This is a genomic window from Ruegeria sp. I3, assembly GCF_056532525.1.
This window is the reverse complement of the sequence record NZ_JBQFNI010000004.1, coordinates 84,304-100,942: the sequence shown is the minus strand read 5'-3', so window position 1 is coordinate 100,942 and position 16,639 is coordinate 84,304. Positions and strand designations below refer to the sequence as shown.

Below are 16,639 nucleotides of genomic sequence, written 5' to 3'. Positions count from 1 at the left end.
GCCAGCCGCTTACGGGTTCAGAAAACGTATATCTGGCATGGTCTGCAGCCGTGCCAGATCCTGCTCATAAAGCTCGGTAAAGGCGGTAACGATATCTTCGTTCCAGCCAGGCAGCTCCACCTCTTCTTCGATTTCATCCGTCAGCGCATGCTGCTGAAACACCTGCGCCAGCCTGACCCTGAGCACGGGATCATTGGGGGCCGCTTGATGCTCTAACAAGCTCTGAATCTCCTGTTTGCCCATGTCTGAGACAAGTGAGGACAGCAGCGCGTATTCCTGTTCCAGCGGCGTGTCCTCGGGTAGCCCTACAAGTGCGCGCGCGATGTCGCCGCAGATCAGTGGCGAATCCTCATTGCTCCACAGTGTGATTTTGACATCTGGCGCTAGGTCGCGAATGTCTTCGATCATGGCGAGCCAACTCAGGCAACTCAGATCGGTGGTGGCAATGATATGCTCGCGCTCAGGCGCCGACAGCAGCATCAGCACCTTGGGAATAAAGCTGCCGGGATTACGTAGCCCCACGAATAGCTCAACCGTCGAATCGCTGAACAGATTATCCAGATAGGCCAACCTTTGACCGGCATTCGCGTAAAATTGCCCATCCATGATGATGGAAGGCCGTTCCCCCAGGTAAAGCGCGCTCGACAAGATCGCCCGGTCGACCTGCTGCCCATTGGGGAACAGTTTATGAAATCGCGCCAGTGTATCCTGATGTGATGGCCGGTCGGCAGAGGGTTTCAGCGCAGGTCGAAAGATCTTTCTGAACGGACGAAGCCCCCAGAAGGCAGTATGATTTCCCGCAACCAGATCCGCATTCGCCTGCAGTAGATTGAGCAGGTGATCATGGTCGGTAAAGTGCGCTCCGGCTTGGATGACCATCTGCATATCGGAATTGTCCTTACCTCGGTCGGGATCGCCGCTTGGGTTACAACCTGTCCCCGGTGCAGTCAAATTCGGATGAGGCCTGTTATTACTGTTATCCTAAGGCAAACCAGCACAAAGTTAAGATGACCCGAAATTTCGGGCTTGCAGTCCCTGTTCCGAGATATTAATCGACACCCAGTGCCCCTATAGCTCAGCTGGTAGAGCAACTGATTTGTAATCAGTAGGTCCGCGGTTCGAGTCCGTGTGGGGGCACCACTATATTCCCATCAGAGCCTTATGGTGTTGAAAATAAGGGGTTTCAAAGCCCGCTTGTAGGAACTTTGTGGACACATTGCCAGTGAGGGAATAGAGAATGGCGATCATGAAAATCCAGCATTTGTCCTTTGAAAGGGGCGGCAAAGTCGCCCGATATCGCCGCAGGTGGCCCGTGGACATCATCAAAATGATGGATGGTGACTATTTCGATGTTGGCCTCAAAAACAAATCTGGCCCCGCGATGATGCGCGAGTATGCGGTGATCGGTACTCAATTCGAGAAAGTTGTTGAGACGATGCGTCAGCGCAAGGAGGGTGATGACCAGCGGACCAATGCCCAACTGTTTCGAGATGCTGCAATGGAAGCTGCCAAAATGTTGGATGAAGTCGTTGGTCTTGACGCCGACGACCCATGGCTTCGTGGACATCTTGCCGGGGCTGTCAAGGATAAGGCGGTAAAGAAGGCTTTATTGTACCCTAACGCACCTGAGCCAACCCCTACGGTGGCCGATGGGCTTAAACTCTACAGACAACTTCGCGTGAAGGGTGACCGCCAGAAGGAAACCCGATTGAAACGCCTTGAGAAGCGCCTTGAGGCTGTTTGGGGTGACCTTGAGGCTTTGGAATTGGTGAACCTTCGTAGGGTGCATGGGCGCGATCTTGTGGCCCATTTCGTGAGCCATAAGAAAGGCAACGGTGAGCCACTGAGTGCAGAAAGCATCGCCCGTGAAGTAGGGCAAGCAAAGGCCGTAATCGGCCTGAGTATCAAAGAGAACGATCTGACGGGCAAAGTAGCCAACCCTCTGGATGACGTAGAGTTGCCTGAGGTTAGTGGTCGGGTGGATGAAAAGCGCAGGCCGTTGACTGACGAGGAAGTGGTCAAGGTTTCTAAGAGCGTTGAAGCTGTGGCGGCATCTAACCCAGAGCTATTGGATATCTGGTCCCTGCTGTCGTTGGGATGCCATGCCAAAGAAATTTGCTTCTTAGAAGTTCAGGACATTGATGTTGAGCGATCTGTAGTGAAGGTACGGGGCAATAGCCTTCGTGGCAGGCTTAAGACCAAGAGCAGAGACAGGGACATCCCTCTCACCCCTAAGACCCGCTTAGCTGTTCAGAGGGCGCTTAAGCGTCGAGAGGATGAGGGCGCTGAGAAGTCTGACTCGCTGTTCCCGAGGTACGCCAAAAACGAACGCAGTGCGGACAGCTTGACTCAGACAATTAACACCAAGCACATTAAGCCATTGGACATTGATGCAACTACTTACGGGATGCGCCACCGAGCCAGTATGAAGTTACGTTCGGCAGGCGCTGAGCAGGCGGTTATCGACCGTGCGCTGGGGCACTCGCAGCGGGGTGCTGGGGCTTCCACGTACGGTGGTGATGAACGGGTTGAGCAAGTGCGTGAGTGGTTTGTTAAGGCTGGCCTTTGAATACTACGACTACCCGCAAAGGTACCCGATGATCAGCCTAACGAAGTAGGAGACTCCAAATAGAAAAATGGCAAGAGGCACAAACATTTCTAAGTGAGTGAGGCCATACTTTAGCCTTCTAGGCTTTGAGCCCGAGTGAAGTGCCTCCCATTCTTTCGCGAATGGGGCAATCTCCCATCCAGCCTCAAGCTCGTTTATCACGTCAAACTTGGCCTTAGCTAAATCACGAAAGTAATTTATTGTCAGAAACCAAATCAAAGCAATGATAGTTATCGGCCCAAAAATATATGCCGGCTCGATTTCTACATCTGAACCGAGTAACGCAATGCCTGCGGCTATCAATGTCAGGTAGATCACAGAAGCCTGCTGACGCCGTTGTTCATTAGCCGTTATCGTTTGTATGTAGACAGAGTAAATCTCGAAGTTTGTTGGGTTAGGCATTTAGCTGATACAACCCCCAAGTTTTCTCCACTACCGACTGTTTTTGCCAACCTGATTGGTCAGACGAGTTGTCTACCACCACTGATGATTTGCGCTCTTGCGCCCAAGGGTTCACCGCAAGAACGGGTACTTGGTAATTTGATGCTCCATCAATTTCTTCCTGTATCCACTTGCTATAGTTTGCGTACATACCTGTCGGAATGATCACCACATGAGAGTCTAGTATTTTTTCATATATTGCGGTTCTGAGTTGCTGGGCATTGTTTGCATAATGGATGGGGTCTTCTTTGGGTACGGACCGATCTAAGAACTTCAAAGGCGTGCCGTCCACGTTCCAGTTTTCTTCAAAGAACCACTCAGCCAGTTTGTCGTAGTGCTCAGAATATGACCAAGAATGGCTTATAAAAATCTTCACTTGATATATGGACATGTCAAAATCTCGCTTCGGACTTTATTGCTGATAGGCAGTGAGTGAAAGCAGCACGATCTTTATTGGCCTACGCTAAACGGTATGATCAGCTTTAATGGTCGCCCCTTTCTGTTTACGCCGGGTGGTCGAAGTAGAACTACCCAACAGTCATTACCCTGAATTCTTAGTCATGAAAGATTGGATGAGATGTCTCACCTGATTTCCAAAGCTGTGATTTTAGTTCTTCGATGACGGCGCGCTGCTTAAAGTAGGGCATGTAGCGCTCCACTTCGGATTGTTGTTCGCCATAGTCAGAAGCAAGGAACTTTGTTGTTGTACCTCGAAGGAAAGACTCCCAAGGCACGAGCAGCATCGTTGCAAAGCACTCAGCTTCCGCTTCTTCCAGCGTATCTACCACCTGTTCAATTTGACCCTTTGTTCCGATCATTTTCGATGAGTTTTGGGCAAGCGACTGAGGTTCAAAAAGCAACTCGCCGTCAGAGTCTAGTTTTCGCCGATGCAGCAAATAATGGCCAATTTCATGTGCAACCACGTGCCGGCAAAAATGTACACCTTTGGCCAGCTTGGCGTAGCGATCTTCTTCAACATGTAGAGTAACGCCGCCAATTTCGCCAATTATGACTGCAAACGCCCCCTGTGCTAAAGATGGGAGTGTTTCGGAAACTCGGAGATCGAAATCGTCATTATCAGAAGCCAATCTTTCGAGAGCTATCTCCAAGTCCAGCTTGTGTGTTTCCTCCGCGTATTCACGCCGAACACGACTTGCCAAAATGCAAATCTCAACAAATCTATGTAAGTGCAGATGCACCCGCTTAGCTTTGGAGACACGTTTGCTTCGCATTTGATTACTTGCAAATGTAAGCGACGAGACACGTTCTCCGGTTTCACTCTCAATGATCTTCTGAATTTCTGCGATGGCCTTCGGCGATAATTCTTTTCCGAATTGACGCAACAACGCCACGACGCTTGGATGTTCAGACTGTTGCTGAACTTCTTTTCGTACCCCGTTTGAAAAACACGCAAGCTTTCGCAACTCATGGGCCTCTGCCCCGGATGTTTGCAGTACATTGAGGTACACTCGGAGTACGTCATCGCTTATCGCGGCCCTCTGAAACTCGATATTGCTAATTCGAGAAAGTGACCATCCTGAAAGCTCCGCAAATTTGGACTGCGTCATACCGCGTTCTGAGCGAATTTGCTGAACAGCTTTTCCGAAACCCGAGCGCATATCTTGGCCTGCCTCTACTTCACAAAAAATTTGTGAAATACAATATATGCGCCATGATGTATCGGTCAACCCTATATTTGGTGTCGCCCTAGCAGTGTCAAAAGTTCATAGTATTGCCCGGATTTGCGCCTTGTGGACAGACACTGCTTCCTAAACTTTGGGTTCGGAGCCTTTAGTTGACAAGTAGCGCAGGCCTTTGGATTTCGGGTCGATAGATGCCGAATTCTCTGAATTGCGAAGTGAACCGGAATAGCCGCGTACCCGTGCGTCGCTTAACTTTAAGACATCAAATCAAGCAATAACCGATGATACACCCCGACTCTCAGGTGAGAGAGATGACCATTGATGATAGAAAGCAATAGTATGTTAAGTCGGGTTTTTATCTTACTGATATCGCGAAGGAACAGCCGCTGTACATACGATCAAGCTGTTGATTTGGTAACGATAGGCTTTCGACAATAGTTGAATACAGTGGGTTAGCTGAATTCTACCAAATTACTTTAATCCCGCGACAACATGGTTCCCGTCATGGGCACCACTGAAAGGACGTCCTAAGGCAGTCCTTGTGGACCCAGCGGGGGGTATTGCGGGCTACACTTTTATCAGACTGCCGCTCAGATTTTTGTTCCAAAGTATTTGGGACCACTAGTGATCAAAGACCAAATAGAAAGATGGTACGAAGGAACATGGAACCCCCATGCATCATCTTTGTCATATGAACATGATGTTGGTCTTCATGATCACAGTCACCCAGAAGGGCAACCTAGTGTAAGTCTTAGAGATGATTGATGATGATAGTCTTCATCTTCATCACCACCTTAAGGTACACCCTAATATAATAACTTTAAGGGGGACCTAGGGCTACAGTGGGGGTGAATTGTAAGGTATTGAAATTGAATGGATAAATTAGACCCTCCCCGAAGGTTGCCTTGTGGGGCGACTGGAAGGGAGCAATCATGCTTATTCTTGTTTCATCGCCACCAGAGAGGCGACCCCTAGCCTTGCCGCTTGGCTTAGCTCTGAGGCTCCACCTAACGGCTCACCAGAGGCGGTGTAGATGGACGGAAGGGTATCGGCCCCGAGAGGCTTAAGGCGCTCCCTAAGGGTGCTGTGAAGCTGTACTGAGCGGAACTTGTAAGGTAGCGCAATATGGTTGTAACATAATGACAGTGTTAGTCATTGAATATAGCTCAACAGACACATACTGGTCTGGTCAAACCTGACGTTCCCTTAGGGCATAATTTGAATGTGCATAATTTGTTAGCAAGAGAATAAATTTTGCTATGAGCGCGAACTGGTTTACCTTCCACAACTGGAATGTGAATTTTCACATTGGCAATTTTGGGTAGTGATTTTTTTAGCGAGGCTACATCGATGCTCAGATACTCTATGGCTGCATTTGCCTTTTTGGCTTCCTTCACTTTTGTGGACATGGCGCGAAGCGAAGAATGCTCAATATTTAAACACATACCTGTGGTAGATCGTTCAACAAGCAATAATCGTTTTCTCTATTTGTCGAGCTTCCTGTCTTGGATGGAGCAATATTCCTCATACGACGAAGCCAAGAACTCTTCCGTAGGGTTGAGTAGCGCATTTGACTCCACATTGCAGAGTTTTGGATTTTCCAAAGATGATGAAGGCTTTTCCAGCCTCAAAGAAAACTTAAAAACCTACACTGGAAGCCAAACATTTCTGAACCAAGACGTTGACCTCATTAATGAAAAAATCAACGATAGAGCTTTGCAGGTGCTTGACAACTGTCTATCTCGAACAGGCATATTTGCTTGGTTGGAAGTTGAAGACAAATTCGAGGACACTTTCACTGTAGCAATCCAATATCGCTCGCCGGGAGAGCCGCCAACTGTTTCTGTTGATGAGCTGTTACTTCCTGACCAAATTGAATGCAAAGGAAAGCTTGCTGACCCAGGCATATTTACGTCGAAAGCCGAAATATCGTCGGGTAATACGCTCCGCGCGCTATGTATTAGAGGAAACAACAAACCTGTTCGCATTGTTATTAACGCCTCTCAAAACGTAATTGGCGGAGGCGAGCTAGTACTGCCTTCACTTGAAAACCGAGGACAAATCGTGGACGACACTGTTCCAATAAAGCCAACAGTTGAGCTCTACGCGTCTCGCTCTGTCGTCGAAAAGGGCGGGGAAGTTGCACTGAATTGGGTCACAGAGAACGCTTCCATTCAGAGAATAGATAATGAAATAGGAGCTGTGACATCAAGTGGCCAACGTGTTGTAAACGTAGGAGAAAAAGATATTACTTTCACGTTGACTGCGGAGAATGCCGGCCTTACCAGCAAGGTGTCACAAGAAATAAAGGTAGTTCCCTGGATCGAAGTACTTTACATAGACGGCTCCAGCAAAGAGTGGTCCAGAGGTGAGGACATTCAGCAAAACAACTGGAGTGGAAGGCTGCGCCAATGGGTTACTCACATTCAGGTAAATTCAGCGCAACCGGTCGCATTCTTAATAGTTGGTCCCGATAGAGATGTAGCAGGTAGCTTTAAAGGCTGTTATTTGATTATTTCGTCTCCGGGTAAATACGAATTTGAAACGGTGGATCGCAAGGAAAGCACAGTGCGAAGACTAATGTCTCAGTTCAATATGACAGCTAAGAATGCTGCTCCACTTGCGTCGCCCGGTTTCGTACCCGCCGACGCGGATTGTGTGGCGTCTTTGCCGTAGGTTGCTGGTTGGAGCGGAAATCGCGCCCGGTGTCAATCCACTGTGTCGAGCAACTAGTGGTCGCCCAGAATTCCCAGTCGCATATTGAAATGACCTCAAGTCGTTGTTCACCCGTGAAAGCGGTGAGTAATTGCGAGAGTGCTATCTTTCACGCATTTTCGCTCCTTGTTTTCTGTAGGAACATTTAAGGTTCAGTTGTAGGAACACTAGGTGTTCCAGATGACGATGAGCTTGATAAAAAATATTATAAAAACAGAAAGTTGGGAGGTGTTTGAGGGTGGCGGGAATTAGTGGTTGAAGTCGTGTGGGGGCACCATCTCTTCAGATATCTATGTATATTTGCTCGATCTGGCTCGCGACCTATGTGGTCTTGGGGGCAAATATAGGGGAACAGAAGATTCAGTAGTCGCGCTTTATTGTGCGTCAAATCTTACTGTGATGCTCCGCGCTCATCGCCCGCTTTCTACAATTAAAACACGGCCGTCCAATGTCGGGGTTTACCAGGAACCCGGCACCCGCAACGATCGGAAACCAGCAAATATCGCTTTAGGCGCTCGACCCTTAGTCTTCTTTATTAAGTTTTGATTAATCTCGAATCAAACAGACGCTGATCTCTTGTACGCTAGACGCGCCAGAGCCACTTACTCAGATAACTATTTGGTATTTGAGAGGCAATCGAGATGAACAAAGCACTGACAACCTGTGCGCTTGCGACCTCACTGCTCTTGGCTGCTTGCGGGGCTCCGACGACGCCAACTCAGGCGCAGGTACAGCAAGACGCTCGCTGCGCTGCGGGAATCCTTGGTGGCGCTGCCCTTGGAGGAGTGGTTGGAAATCGGTTCGGAGGCGGTACAGGCAAGACACTCGCGACTGCAGCAGGTGCAGGCGCTGGGATGTATGCAGGGCAATCAGCTTGCAATTGACAACCTTGCAATAAACCCTCTTACCCCACGCTCGTTTTTGGCTCCGCAAATATTGTTTTCGCAGGTCATTTAGTTGCCCTGTCTGGCGGTTGCGCGCCTAGCTTCCTGGATGTGCCAAATTCAAGGTCAACTGGCTCAGCAGGCAATCCCCTTTCTGCGTCGTTTCTCGCCGATGGGATTCGCGGGTCGGAACTGACAAAGCATAACCGTTATGGGGCAGGATATAAGGGCCTTGCCCCTTCACGCGGTATCCTTCGATTGATTGTTATCCAATCACGGCTCGGCTGGGCGTGCTTGCTCGGGGCGCACTTCGTCATCCGCCACTTCGTCCGAAGGTTTCAAAGACAAGGGCGGGTCTTCGGGCTCTTCCGAGATTGGGGCAGGGGCGGCAGGAGTTTTGGCCAAAACCTCTTCGGGTCCCGGGACTGCGCGCGCGGTTGGGGCGGTGTCCTCTTCGACGAGTTCGGGCTGTTCAGGTTTTTCCAACGCCAGAGCCCGGCGGAAAACCAACACGTTGCGCCAGTTGGTGGTTGACCCGGTCAGCCCCGAACGTTCTTCGCTGGGCAGCAATTCGGCGCGCTGATACTCCCAGCCATCCTGTCCCATCTGGTTCAGCAGTTGCTCGATCGAGGTGGCAAACCGGCCCTCGGGCGTTTTCACGCCCTTCGCCTTGGTGCCCTTTTGCGGAGCGGGGACAACTTTGTATTCGTAGCGCTGCATCAACTGGTCCTGATTGCCGTGTCGGGGCAAATTAACATTTTGACGGGCGGGCGAAAGCCAAGATCGCGCATTGGCGAATTTCGGCCCGCACTGTGGCCTTAGCTCCGCGCTGCTTTGCCTACGAGTGACAAGCAGGTTTCTGTCGCGACCGCCATGTCCTGCACCGAAATCCATTCCAACGGGCCGTGTATGCATTGCATGCCTGTGAAGATATTAGGTGTCGGTGTGCCAAATTCGGTCAGGCGCGAGCCGTCGGTGCCACCCCGGATCGGCACCGAGACCGGCTCGATCCCTTGTTCACGGCAGGCCTCGCGGGCCAGATCAACCGGCGTCATGTCATTTTCCAGCCAATAGCGCATGTTGCGATACTGATGGGAGATGTCGCAGGTGATGGTCGCACGCGGCTCGGTGGCCTGTACGGCGGCGCAGACTTGCCGGACGATCTCGCGCTGGGCTTCCAGCGCATCCATCTCGAAATCGCGCAGGATCAGTTTTATCTCCATCTCGGACGAGCCGCCGTTCATATCGGTGACATGGATGAACCCCTGGCGCCCATCCGTCACCTCGGGCGTCATCGTTGCCTGAGGTAGGGTCTGCACGATCTTTGCAGCCAGATGCGCCGCGTTTACCATTTTGTCCTTGGCCAGTCCGGGGTGGATCGAAACACCGGTGATCTTGATCACCGCGCGGTCTGCTGAGAAGCTTTCGTATTCGATTTCACCCAGTTCCTGTCCGTCCAGCGTATAGGCGAAATCCGCGCCCAGATCTTTGGGCAGCTGTTCGGTAACACCGCGCCCGATCTCTTCATCCGGGGTAAAGGCGATGCGAATCGGACCGTGGTGCACGTCCTTGTTCTCAAGCAGGTGTCGCGCCATCGTCATCAGGATCGAAACGCCCGCCTTGTCATCAGCCCCCAGTAGCGTGGTGCCTGAGGCGGTGATCAGGTCATGCCCGATCTTCTCGGCCAGATAGGGGTGTTCTTCGGGCGAAAGCACCAGATCGGGGTCATCGGGGAATGTAATCTCGCCGCCATTATACCCCTTGATCACCCGCGGCTTGACCCCGGTTGCGTTGAACTGAGGCGCGGTGTCGACATGCGCCAGAAACCCGATGGTCGGTCCTTCGGCCGTACCGGGGATGGTTGCCACCACGACGCTGTCACCAGTCATCTCAACATCCTGCGCACCGATTTCGGTAAGCTCTTGCTTCAGCAGGTTCAGCATGTCGAACTGGATTTCGGTGCTTGGGGTCGATGGCGAGGTCTCATCGCTCTGGCTGTCGATGGCGGCATAGCGCACCAGCCGGGTTTCCAGTTCCTGATCGAAACGATTTTTCATAGATGCTCACCTCTCTGACTTGGCGAGATGAGAATGCGCATTCGGGCAGGGAGTCAAGCCGATGGCTTGCCCGATTTGAGCGCTCTGAAATTAAGTTTTCGTTATGTACAGGTCGAACAAACCCCTGTCCGGGGTTTGTACAACTCGGAAGATTTACGAACCCAGCTTTTTGCTGACCAGTTCGTTAACGGCCTTCGGGTTGGCCTTGCCGCCGGTGGCCTTCATCACCTGACCGACGAACCATCCGGCCAGTTTCGGGTTCACCTTGGCCTTCTCAACCTGTGCCGGATTGGCCGAGATGATCTCGTCCAAAGCGGCCTCGATCGCGCCGGTATCTGTCACCTGTTTCATGCCGCGGTCTTCAACGATCTGCGCCGGGTCACCGCCTTCGGTATAGACGATTTCGAACAGATCCTTGGCGATCTTGCCCGAGATGGCATCCGACGAAATCAGATCAATGATACCCGCCAACTGAGCCGGAGACACCGGAGACTCGGTGATGTCGTGGTCTTCTTTTTTCAGGCGACCAAACAGTTCGTTGATGACCCAGTTCGCGGCCAGCTTGCCGCTGCGCCCCTTGGCGACCTCTTCGAAATAAGCCGCTGATTCCACCTCGGCGGTCAGCACCGATGCGTCATAGTCGGTCAGGCCGAACGCACTGATAAAACGAGCTTTTTTATCGTCTGGCAGCTCGGGCAGATTGGCGGCGATGTCATCCACCCATGCCTGTTCGATCTCCAGCGGCAACAGATCGGGGTCAGGGAAGTAGCGATAGTCATGCGCCTCTTCTTTAGATCTCATCGAGCGTGTCTCACCCTTGTCCGGGTCATACAGACGGGTTTCCTGATCAATCTCGCCACCCGCTTCGACGATTGCGATCTGACGGCGGGCTTCGACCTCAATCGCCTGCTGGATAAAGCGCATTGAGTTCATGTTCTTGATCTCGCAGCGCGTGCCCAGGTGCGAAAAGTCCTGTGTTTCCTGATACTTCTCGTAAGCACCCGGCAAACAGATCGAAACGTTTACGTCCGCCCGTAGGTTGCCGTTCTGCATGTTGCCGTCGCAGGTGCCTAAGTAACGCATGATCTGACGCAGCTTGGCGATATATGCCGCGGCCTCTTCTGGTCCACGAATATCGGGGCGCGAAACGATCTCCATCAGGCAGACGCCGGTCCGGTTCAGGTCGACAAAGGACATATGCGGGTCCATGTCGTGGATCGATTTGCCCGCGTCTTGCTCCATGTGGATGCGTTCGATGCGGACCATGCGCGCGGTACCGTCGCCCATCTCGACCAGAACTTCTCCTTCACCTACAATAGGCTGATAAAGCTGGGAAATCTGGTATCCTTGCGGCAGGTCGGGATAGAAGTAGTTCTTGCGGTCAAAGGCCGATTTCAAGTTGATATCCGCTTTCAGACCCAGCCCGGTGCGTACGGCCTGTTCAACGCAATACTCGTTGATCACCGGCAGCATCCCCGGCATTGCGGCGTCCACGAATGCGACGTTCGAATTCGGCTCGGCCCCGAATTGGGTCGACGCGCCCGAGAATAGTTTGGCGTTGGACGAGACCTGAGCGTGCACCTCCATCCCGATCACCAGTTCCCAATCGTGCTTGGCCCCGGCAATGGTTTTGGGTTTGGGCATTTCGTATGTCAGGTCGAGCATGGCGCGCCTCATTTCCGCAGAAGTCTAAGCCTGCGTATTAGGCCCGGCGCGCCTAAGGGGCAAGGGGCAATGGCGCTTTAGTTCCCCGAGAACTGCAGCCCCGACGGTGTAAAGGTCACACTCTGCCCACTGCGCAACTCATCCCGCAACAGATTGGCGATTGCCTTCAGCGCATCGCGGCGACCACGGGCGGCAAAACGCTCGGCCGAGTTGACGCGAAGGCTGTTATTGAACCCGTTCGCCGCGTGGGCCCAGATCAGCGGATGCAGTTCAGTCATGTGATCGCGGATCAGCCAGTTTGCGGCCTCGCAAATCTGTTTGCGGGCGATATCGGCGCGCGGGTTCTGGCCCATTCTGTTCTGCAATGTGACCGAGCAATAGGCCGCCAGCAGGTTGATTGTCTGCTGATCCGGACGACGTGCAACGATATCGCGCAAACCTTCAAGGAAGTATTCGACATCTACCCGCGCGCAGGCCTCGTCATCCAGCGCGATGGCGTCGAATTGCACCCAGGTATACCCACCCGCACCCCAATTTTTCTGGGTCCGTGCGGCGTTGCGCAAGGCTTGCACTTCAAGTTGTTCATAGCTGCCGAACCAGCGTGGCAGCAGGTGGCTGCCCATCGCGCGCATGTGGCGATGGTTCTGGGGATCCAGCGTGATCAGGGCCTCGTATTTATCAGCAACGCGGGTGCGCGGATCAATGTGTCCTGCCAGCAAAGCGCAATCCGCTGCAGCAATCGCCGGACTGTCGGGCAGCGCAGCGCGGCATTTCGGAAGCAGCGCAGCAGCCCGGTCGAAATGCGCGGCACAACGGGATTGGTGCAGCGCCGGCAGCGTGTCCGGATGCGCCGTCCCGCGCCAGGCCCACGCCAAATCGATATGGGCCAAGGCAACCACAAGCGTGATCATCGGATCATCGGGATGGTTCTGAATCTCGCCTTCCAATTCCGAGATCCCGCCCAGCAGATCATAGTCTGACAGTGCTTTGCCGTCCGATAGCGCGTGCTCGGCCGCCAAAACCACATCGGACCGGGCCCCAAAGGCCAACAGCTCGGAGATCGGCTGCCCGCAAGGGGTAGCCTTGCGCCCCTCATCTGCAGCGCGCATCTCCAGCGACAGTTCTGCCCACATATCCTGCCGCGCCAGATGGCGGCCACGTTCGATCACCTGATGCCCGATCGCATCATTTTCATCTGATTCTGCGATTGGGATGTTCAACTGCCCCGAGGCGACAAGCCATGCAGTAGCATCGGCGACGGACGCAGGCAGAGGTGTAGGGGTGGGATCAGAAGAACCGACAATACGGGCGGCAAAAGCCTTCAAAGACCAAAACATGGCAAAACTCGAACTGGAACAAACTTGTAACCCGTCCAGTTTGCCAAAAAATCTGCTCAAATCAAGACTGCGTCGCGGAGAACCCGTGATTCAGGTGCCAATGTGGCCCAGACTCCATGAATCGTTTCAGAAAACTCTAAAATGATGTCGTTCGACCGCGAATCCCGCCTGATTCAGGACCATTTCGAATTGCTTGTGTGGCGGCAGTGATTCATCGGGTAAACGCACGCGTTTGTCGGATTTCAGAACCGCTGAGACGCGCACTGAGAAATCCCACCGCGTGTCAAACCGGAATCGATCCACCTCGGACAGCTTGAGTTGTCCCTGACGTTGGCCGGTGTGCCAACGCAGGGTTTCATCGGTCAGCTCCATACCTGCGCTGGTGTCCTTGATAACATCCCACAGCGCGGGCAGGGTAGTCAGGGCCAGAAGCGCCATCAGCCACCAGACCGCGTTCAGCAGGATCATCAAAGCGATCAACATCGCGTAAACGCCGATCAGGATCAGAACCGTTCGCTGATTTCGGTTCTGTCGAGTGAACGTAAACGCGGTCATGCGCTCAAGATGCGCGTGACCATTTCGGTCGTGTCCCGGGACAGGTTCGGCGTGTCGGCAATGCGATTCAGTTGTGCAAGTATTAAGGCCTGACGGTCGGCGTCATAGCGTTTCCAAGTTTGGAACACGCTGCACATCCTGGCGGTGGTCTGCGGGTTTACGGGATCAAGTCGGATCAACCAGTCTGCCAGCAGCGCGTAACCTGCTCCGTTCGCTTGGTGGAAGCCTGCGTGGTTGCCTGCCAGGGATCCCATTAAGGCGCGGAAACGATTTGGGTTCTTCCAATTAAAATCAGCATGCTCGGTCAACCTGCGCGCGGTCTCAACCGATTTTTCCGGTCCGGTCATCAAGACCTGCATGGCGAACCACTTGTCCATGACCAGCCGGTCATGTTGCCATTGATCATAGAAGGCGGCCAGCTCACGTTCGCCTTTGCCCGCGCGTAGCAGACAAGACAACGCGGCCAACTGCAGGGTCATGTTGTCAGCACGTGCATATTGCTCTGCGGCCTTGGCACCTCCATCCAGTCTCGAGGTCAGCGCAAGCGCCGCGCTGCCCAAGGCGCGTTTGCCTGATTGTTCAGCGTCCGGCTGATAAGGCGCGTCCACCAGCGTTTCACTGTTCAGACGGGGGAGCAGGTCTTGAACGTGTTGCGCCGTGGCTTGACGCAAAGTCTCCACCGCTCGCCAGATCGCCATCGGGTCGGGGGTGATGCCCTTGTCAAATAGTGTTGCGGCCAGTTCCGATTGCGTCGGCAGACCCAGCATCAGTGCCCGGTAGGCCGGGTCCAGCGCCTCAATCCGTAGCACTGCCAGCAAGCCGTCAAGGTAGTCGGTATCAGGCGTTGCCTCATCGGTGATCATGCGCAGCAGGGTGTCCTCGGCTAGCGACCGCCCTGCCTGCCAGCGGTTGAACGGGTCGGTGTCATGAGCCAGAAGGAAGGCGCGTTCGGCATTGCTGATCTCATGTTCAAGGATCACAGGGGCCGAGAAATCACGCAGGATCGAGGGCACAGGTTTGGCCGCGAGACCGGTAAAGGTAAAACTCTGCTCGGCTTCGGTCAGTTCCAGCACTTCGGTCGTACGTATCTCGTCCCCGTTCGGGCCAAGCAGACCCACAGCGATAGGGATGACCTGAGGTTGCTTGTCTTCTTGCCCCGGCGTCGGCTCGGTCCGTTGGCGCAGCGTCAGGGTATAGGTGCCATCGGTCCAATCGTCGGCAACTGAGACACGGGGGGTACCGGATTGGCTGTACCAACGTTTGAACTGGGTCAGGTCGCGGCCCGTAGTGTCTTCGAATACTTTCAGCCAATCTTCGATCGTGCAGGCCTGCCCGTCGTGGCGATCGAAGTACAGGTCCAGTGCTTTGCTGTAGGCCTCATCCCCGACCAGCCGTTTCAGCATCCCGATCACCTCGGCGCCTTTTTCATAGACGGTTGAGGTGTAGAAGTTGTTGATTTCCTGAAAACTCTCGGGCCGGACCGGGTGTGAAAGTGGCCCGTTATCTTCGGGGAATTGCCGCGCGCGCAGGTCGATGGCATCATGGATACGTTTCACAGGAGCCGAGCGCATATCCGAAGTGAACTGCGCGTCGCGGAACACGGTCAGCCCCTCCTTCAGGCACAGCTGGAACCAGTCACGGCAAGTGATGCGGTTGCCGGTCCAATTGTGGAAGTACTCATGTGCGATGATCGCCTCGATCCGTTCGAAATTCATGTCGGTCGAGGTTTCAGGGCTGGCAAGAACGGCGGAGGAGTTGAAGATGTTCAGCCCCTTGTTCTCCATTGCGCCCATGTTGAAATCGTCCACGGCCACGATGTTGAACACGTCCAGATCGTATTCGCGGCCATAGACATCCTCATCCCATTTCATTGACTTCTTGAGGGCTTCCATGCCAAAGGCGCATTTGCCTTCATCGCCGGGGCGGACCCAGAGATTTAGTTCGACGTCGCGACCGGATTTGGTGGTGAACTGGCCGGGATGGGCGATCAGCTCTCCGGCGACCAGCGCGAACAGATAGGCAGGTTTTGGCCATGGATCGACCCATTCAGCCCAGCCCTCGCCTTTGCCCGAAGGGTTGCCGTTCGATAGCAGCACGGGAAGGTCGCCGTTGATGCGCACCGTAAAGGTAGACATCACATCCGGGCGGTCGGGGTAATAGGTGATCTTGCGAAACCCTTCGGCCTCGCATTGGGTGCAATACATGCCGTTCGACATATACAGCCCCTCAAGCGCGGTGTTATTGCCGGGATCGATCTCGACCACGGCCTCCCACACGAAAGGCGCGTCTGGAACCGGTGCGGTGAGGCCTTCGGTGGTCACCTCAGGCGTGATCACGTCGCCATCAATTGCAGCACGGATCAGCTTTAGCTCTTCGCCATGCAGAAAAAACGTGCGGTCGGTCGCTTCGGGGTTCGGGCGGAAGGCGATGCGGGAAGTGACGCGAGTGGCGTGTGCGGCTAGATCGAAGGTCAGATGCACACTGTCCACTAGAAACCCGAACGGAGTGTAGTCTTTCAGATAAATCGTTGTGGGGGCGGCGTCGCGCATCGGGGGCCTCATCGACTGGGAATCTGGCGAGACGTTATGGGCTTCGCGCGGACGCTGCAACCGATGTGCCATTGCCGCTGTTCATTTGAGACGGTTCGCGCTGGGTCAAATGCCCCTCATGTCGGGACAGAAGTTGCCTATCGGAAACGAACGCCCTAATTGAGGAGCGCATACAATGGCACACA

The 16,639-nt window shown here is 53.6% G+C and carries 13 protein-coding genes and 1 tRNA gene; 4 read left to right on the top strand and 10 right to left on the bottom strand.

Annotation, left to right across the window (positions count from 1 at the left end; genetic code table 11):
• Positions 1–9: 9 nt before the first annotated feature.
• Positions 10–885: a hypothetical protein gene (locus ACR0L9_RS12710; protein ID WP_170564818.1), complete on the bottom strand. Its 876-nt coding sequence runs from the start codon at positions 883–885 to the stop codon at positions 10–12.
• A gap of 179 nt (positions 886–1,064) precedes the next feature.
• Between ACR0L9_RS12710 and ACR0L9_RS12705 the strand changes: the two genes are divergently transcribed.
• Positions 1,065–1,140: transfer RNA gene (locus tag ACR0L9_RS12705), tRNA-Thr, on the top strand.
• A 97-nt stretch (positions 1,141–1,237) separates the two neighbouring features.
• Entirely contained in the window at positions 1,238–2,569 is a 1,332-nt protein-coding gene (locus tag ACR0L9_RS12700; RefSeq protein ID WP_480895806.1) for a tyrosine-type recombinase/integrase, read from the top strand.
• Between the two features lie 9 nt (positions 2,570–2,578).
• Here ACR0L9_RS12700 and ACR0L9_RS12695 read toward each other — a convergent pair whose 3' ends face one another.
• The 3 genes from ACR0L9_RS12695 to ACR0L9_RS12685 form a co-directional block, all read right to left on the bottom strand.
• Complete coding sequence (locus tag ACR0L9_RS12695; protein WP_480895805.1) at positions 2,579–3,010, bottom strand: RipA family octameric membrane protein; 432 nt, start codon at positions 3,008–3,010, stop codon at positions 2,579–2,581.
• Positions 3,003–3,440, bottom strand: coding sequence for a TIR domain-containing protein (locus tag ACR0L9_RS12690; RefSeq protein WP_480895804.1), 438 nt, complete (start codon positions 3,438–3,440; stop codon positions 3,003–3,005). The genes ACR0L9_RS12695 and ACR0L9_RS12690 overlap by 8 nt, the downstream gene beginning before the upstream one ends.
• A gap of 163 nt (positions 3,441–3,603) precedes the next feature.
• Positions 3,604–4,737, bottom strand: a complete 1,134-nt coding sequence (locus ACR0L9_RS12685) for an XRE family transcriptional regulator (protein WP_480895803.1) — start codon at positions 4,735–4,737, stop codon at positions 3,604–3,606.
• A 1,320-nt stretch (positions 4,738–6,057) separates the two neighbouring features.
• Here ACR0L9_RS12685 and ACR0L9_RS12680 point away from each other — a divergent pair.
• Positions 6,058–7,368 (top strand): hypothetical protein, encoded by a 1,311-nt coding sequence (locus ACR0L9_RS12680; RefSeq protein ID WP_480895802.1) that lies wholly within the window; start codon positions 6,058–6,060, stop codon positions 7,366–7,368.
• Positions 7,369–8,048: 680 nt separating this feature from the next.
• Positions 8,049–8,291 carry a glycine zipper 2TM domain-containing protein gene (locus tag ACR0L9_RS12675; RefSeq protein WP_170397150.1) on the top strand — a complete coding sequence of 81 codons (243 nt, stop codon included), beginning with the start codon at positions 8,049–8,051 and terminating at the stop codon, positions 8,289–8,291.
• Between the two features lie 273 nt (positions 8,292–8,564).
• Here the strand turns inward: ACR0L9_RS12675 and ACR0L9_RS12670 are convergent, their stop codons facing one another.
• The 6 genes from ACR0L9_RS12670 to pepN form a co-directional block, all read right to left on the bottom strand.
• On the bottom strand, positions 8,565–9,011 hold the full coding sequence (locus ACR0L9_RS12670; protein WP_170397148.1) for a DUF4177 domain-containing protein: 447 nt from the start codon (positions 9,009–9,011) through the stop codon (positions 8,565–8,567).
• A 98-nt stretch (positions 9,012–9,109) separates the two neighbouring features.
• The gene (pepT, locus tag ACR0L9_RS12665; protein WP_170511263.1) at positions 9,110–10,348 is read right to left on the bottom strand and encodes a peptidase T; all 1,239 of its coding nucleotides are present in this window, start codon (positions 10,346–10,348) and stop codon (positions 9,110–9,112) included.
• Between the two features lie 153 nt (positions 10,349–10,501).
• Positions 10,502–12,013, bottom strand: a complete 1,512-nt coding sequence (gatB, locus tag ACR0L9_RS12660; RefSeq protein WP_170424174.1) for an Asp-tRNA(Asn)/Glu-tRNA(Gln) amidotransferase subunit GatB — start codon at positions 12,011–12,013, stop codon at positions 10,502–10,504.
• 77 nt (positions 12,014–12,090) lie between these two features.
• Positions 12,091–13,350, bottom strand: coding sequence for a hypothetical protein (locus ACR0L9_RS12655; protein WP_170404131.1), 1,260 nt, complete (start codon positions 13,348–13,350; stop codon positions 12,091–12,093).
• A 126-nt stretch (positions 13,351–13,476) separates the two neighbouring features.
• Positions 13,477–13,905, bottom strand: a complete 429-nt coding sequence (locus ACR0L9_RS12650) for a hypothetical protein (RefSeq protein ID WP_170397141.1) — start codon at positions 13,903–13,905, stop codon at positions 13,477–13,479.
• Positions 13,902–16,454 carry an aminopeptidase N gene (gene pepN / locus ACR0L9_RS12645; RefSeq protein ID WP_480895801.1) on the bottom strand — a complete coding sequence of 851 codons (2,553 nt, stop codon included), beginning with the start codon at positions 16,452–16,454 and terminating at the stop codon, positions 13,902–13,904. Before pepN ends, ACR0L9_RS12650 begins: the two co-directional genes overlap by 4 nt.
• Between the last annotated feature and the right edge of the window lie 185 nt (positions 16,455–16,639).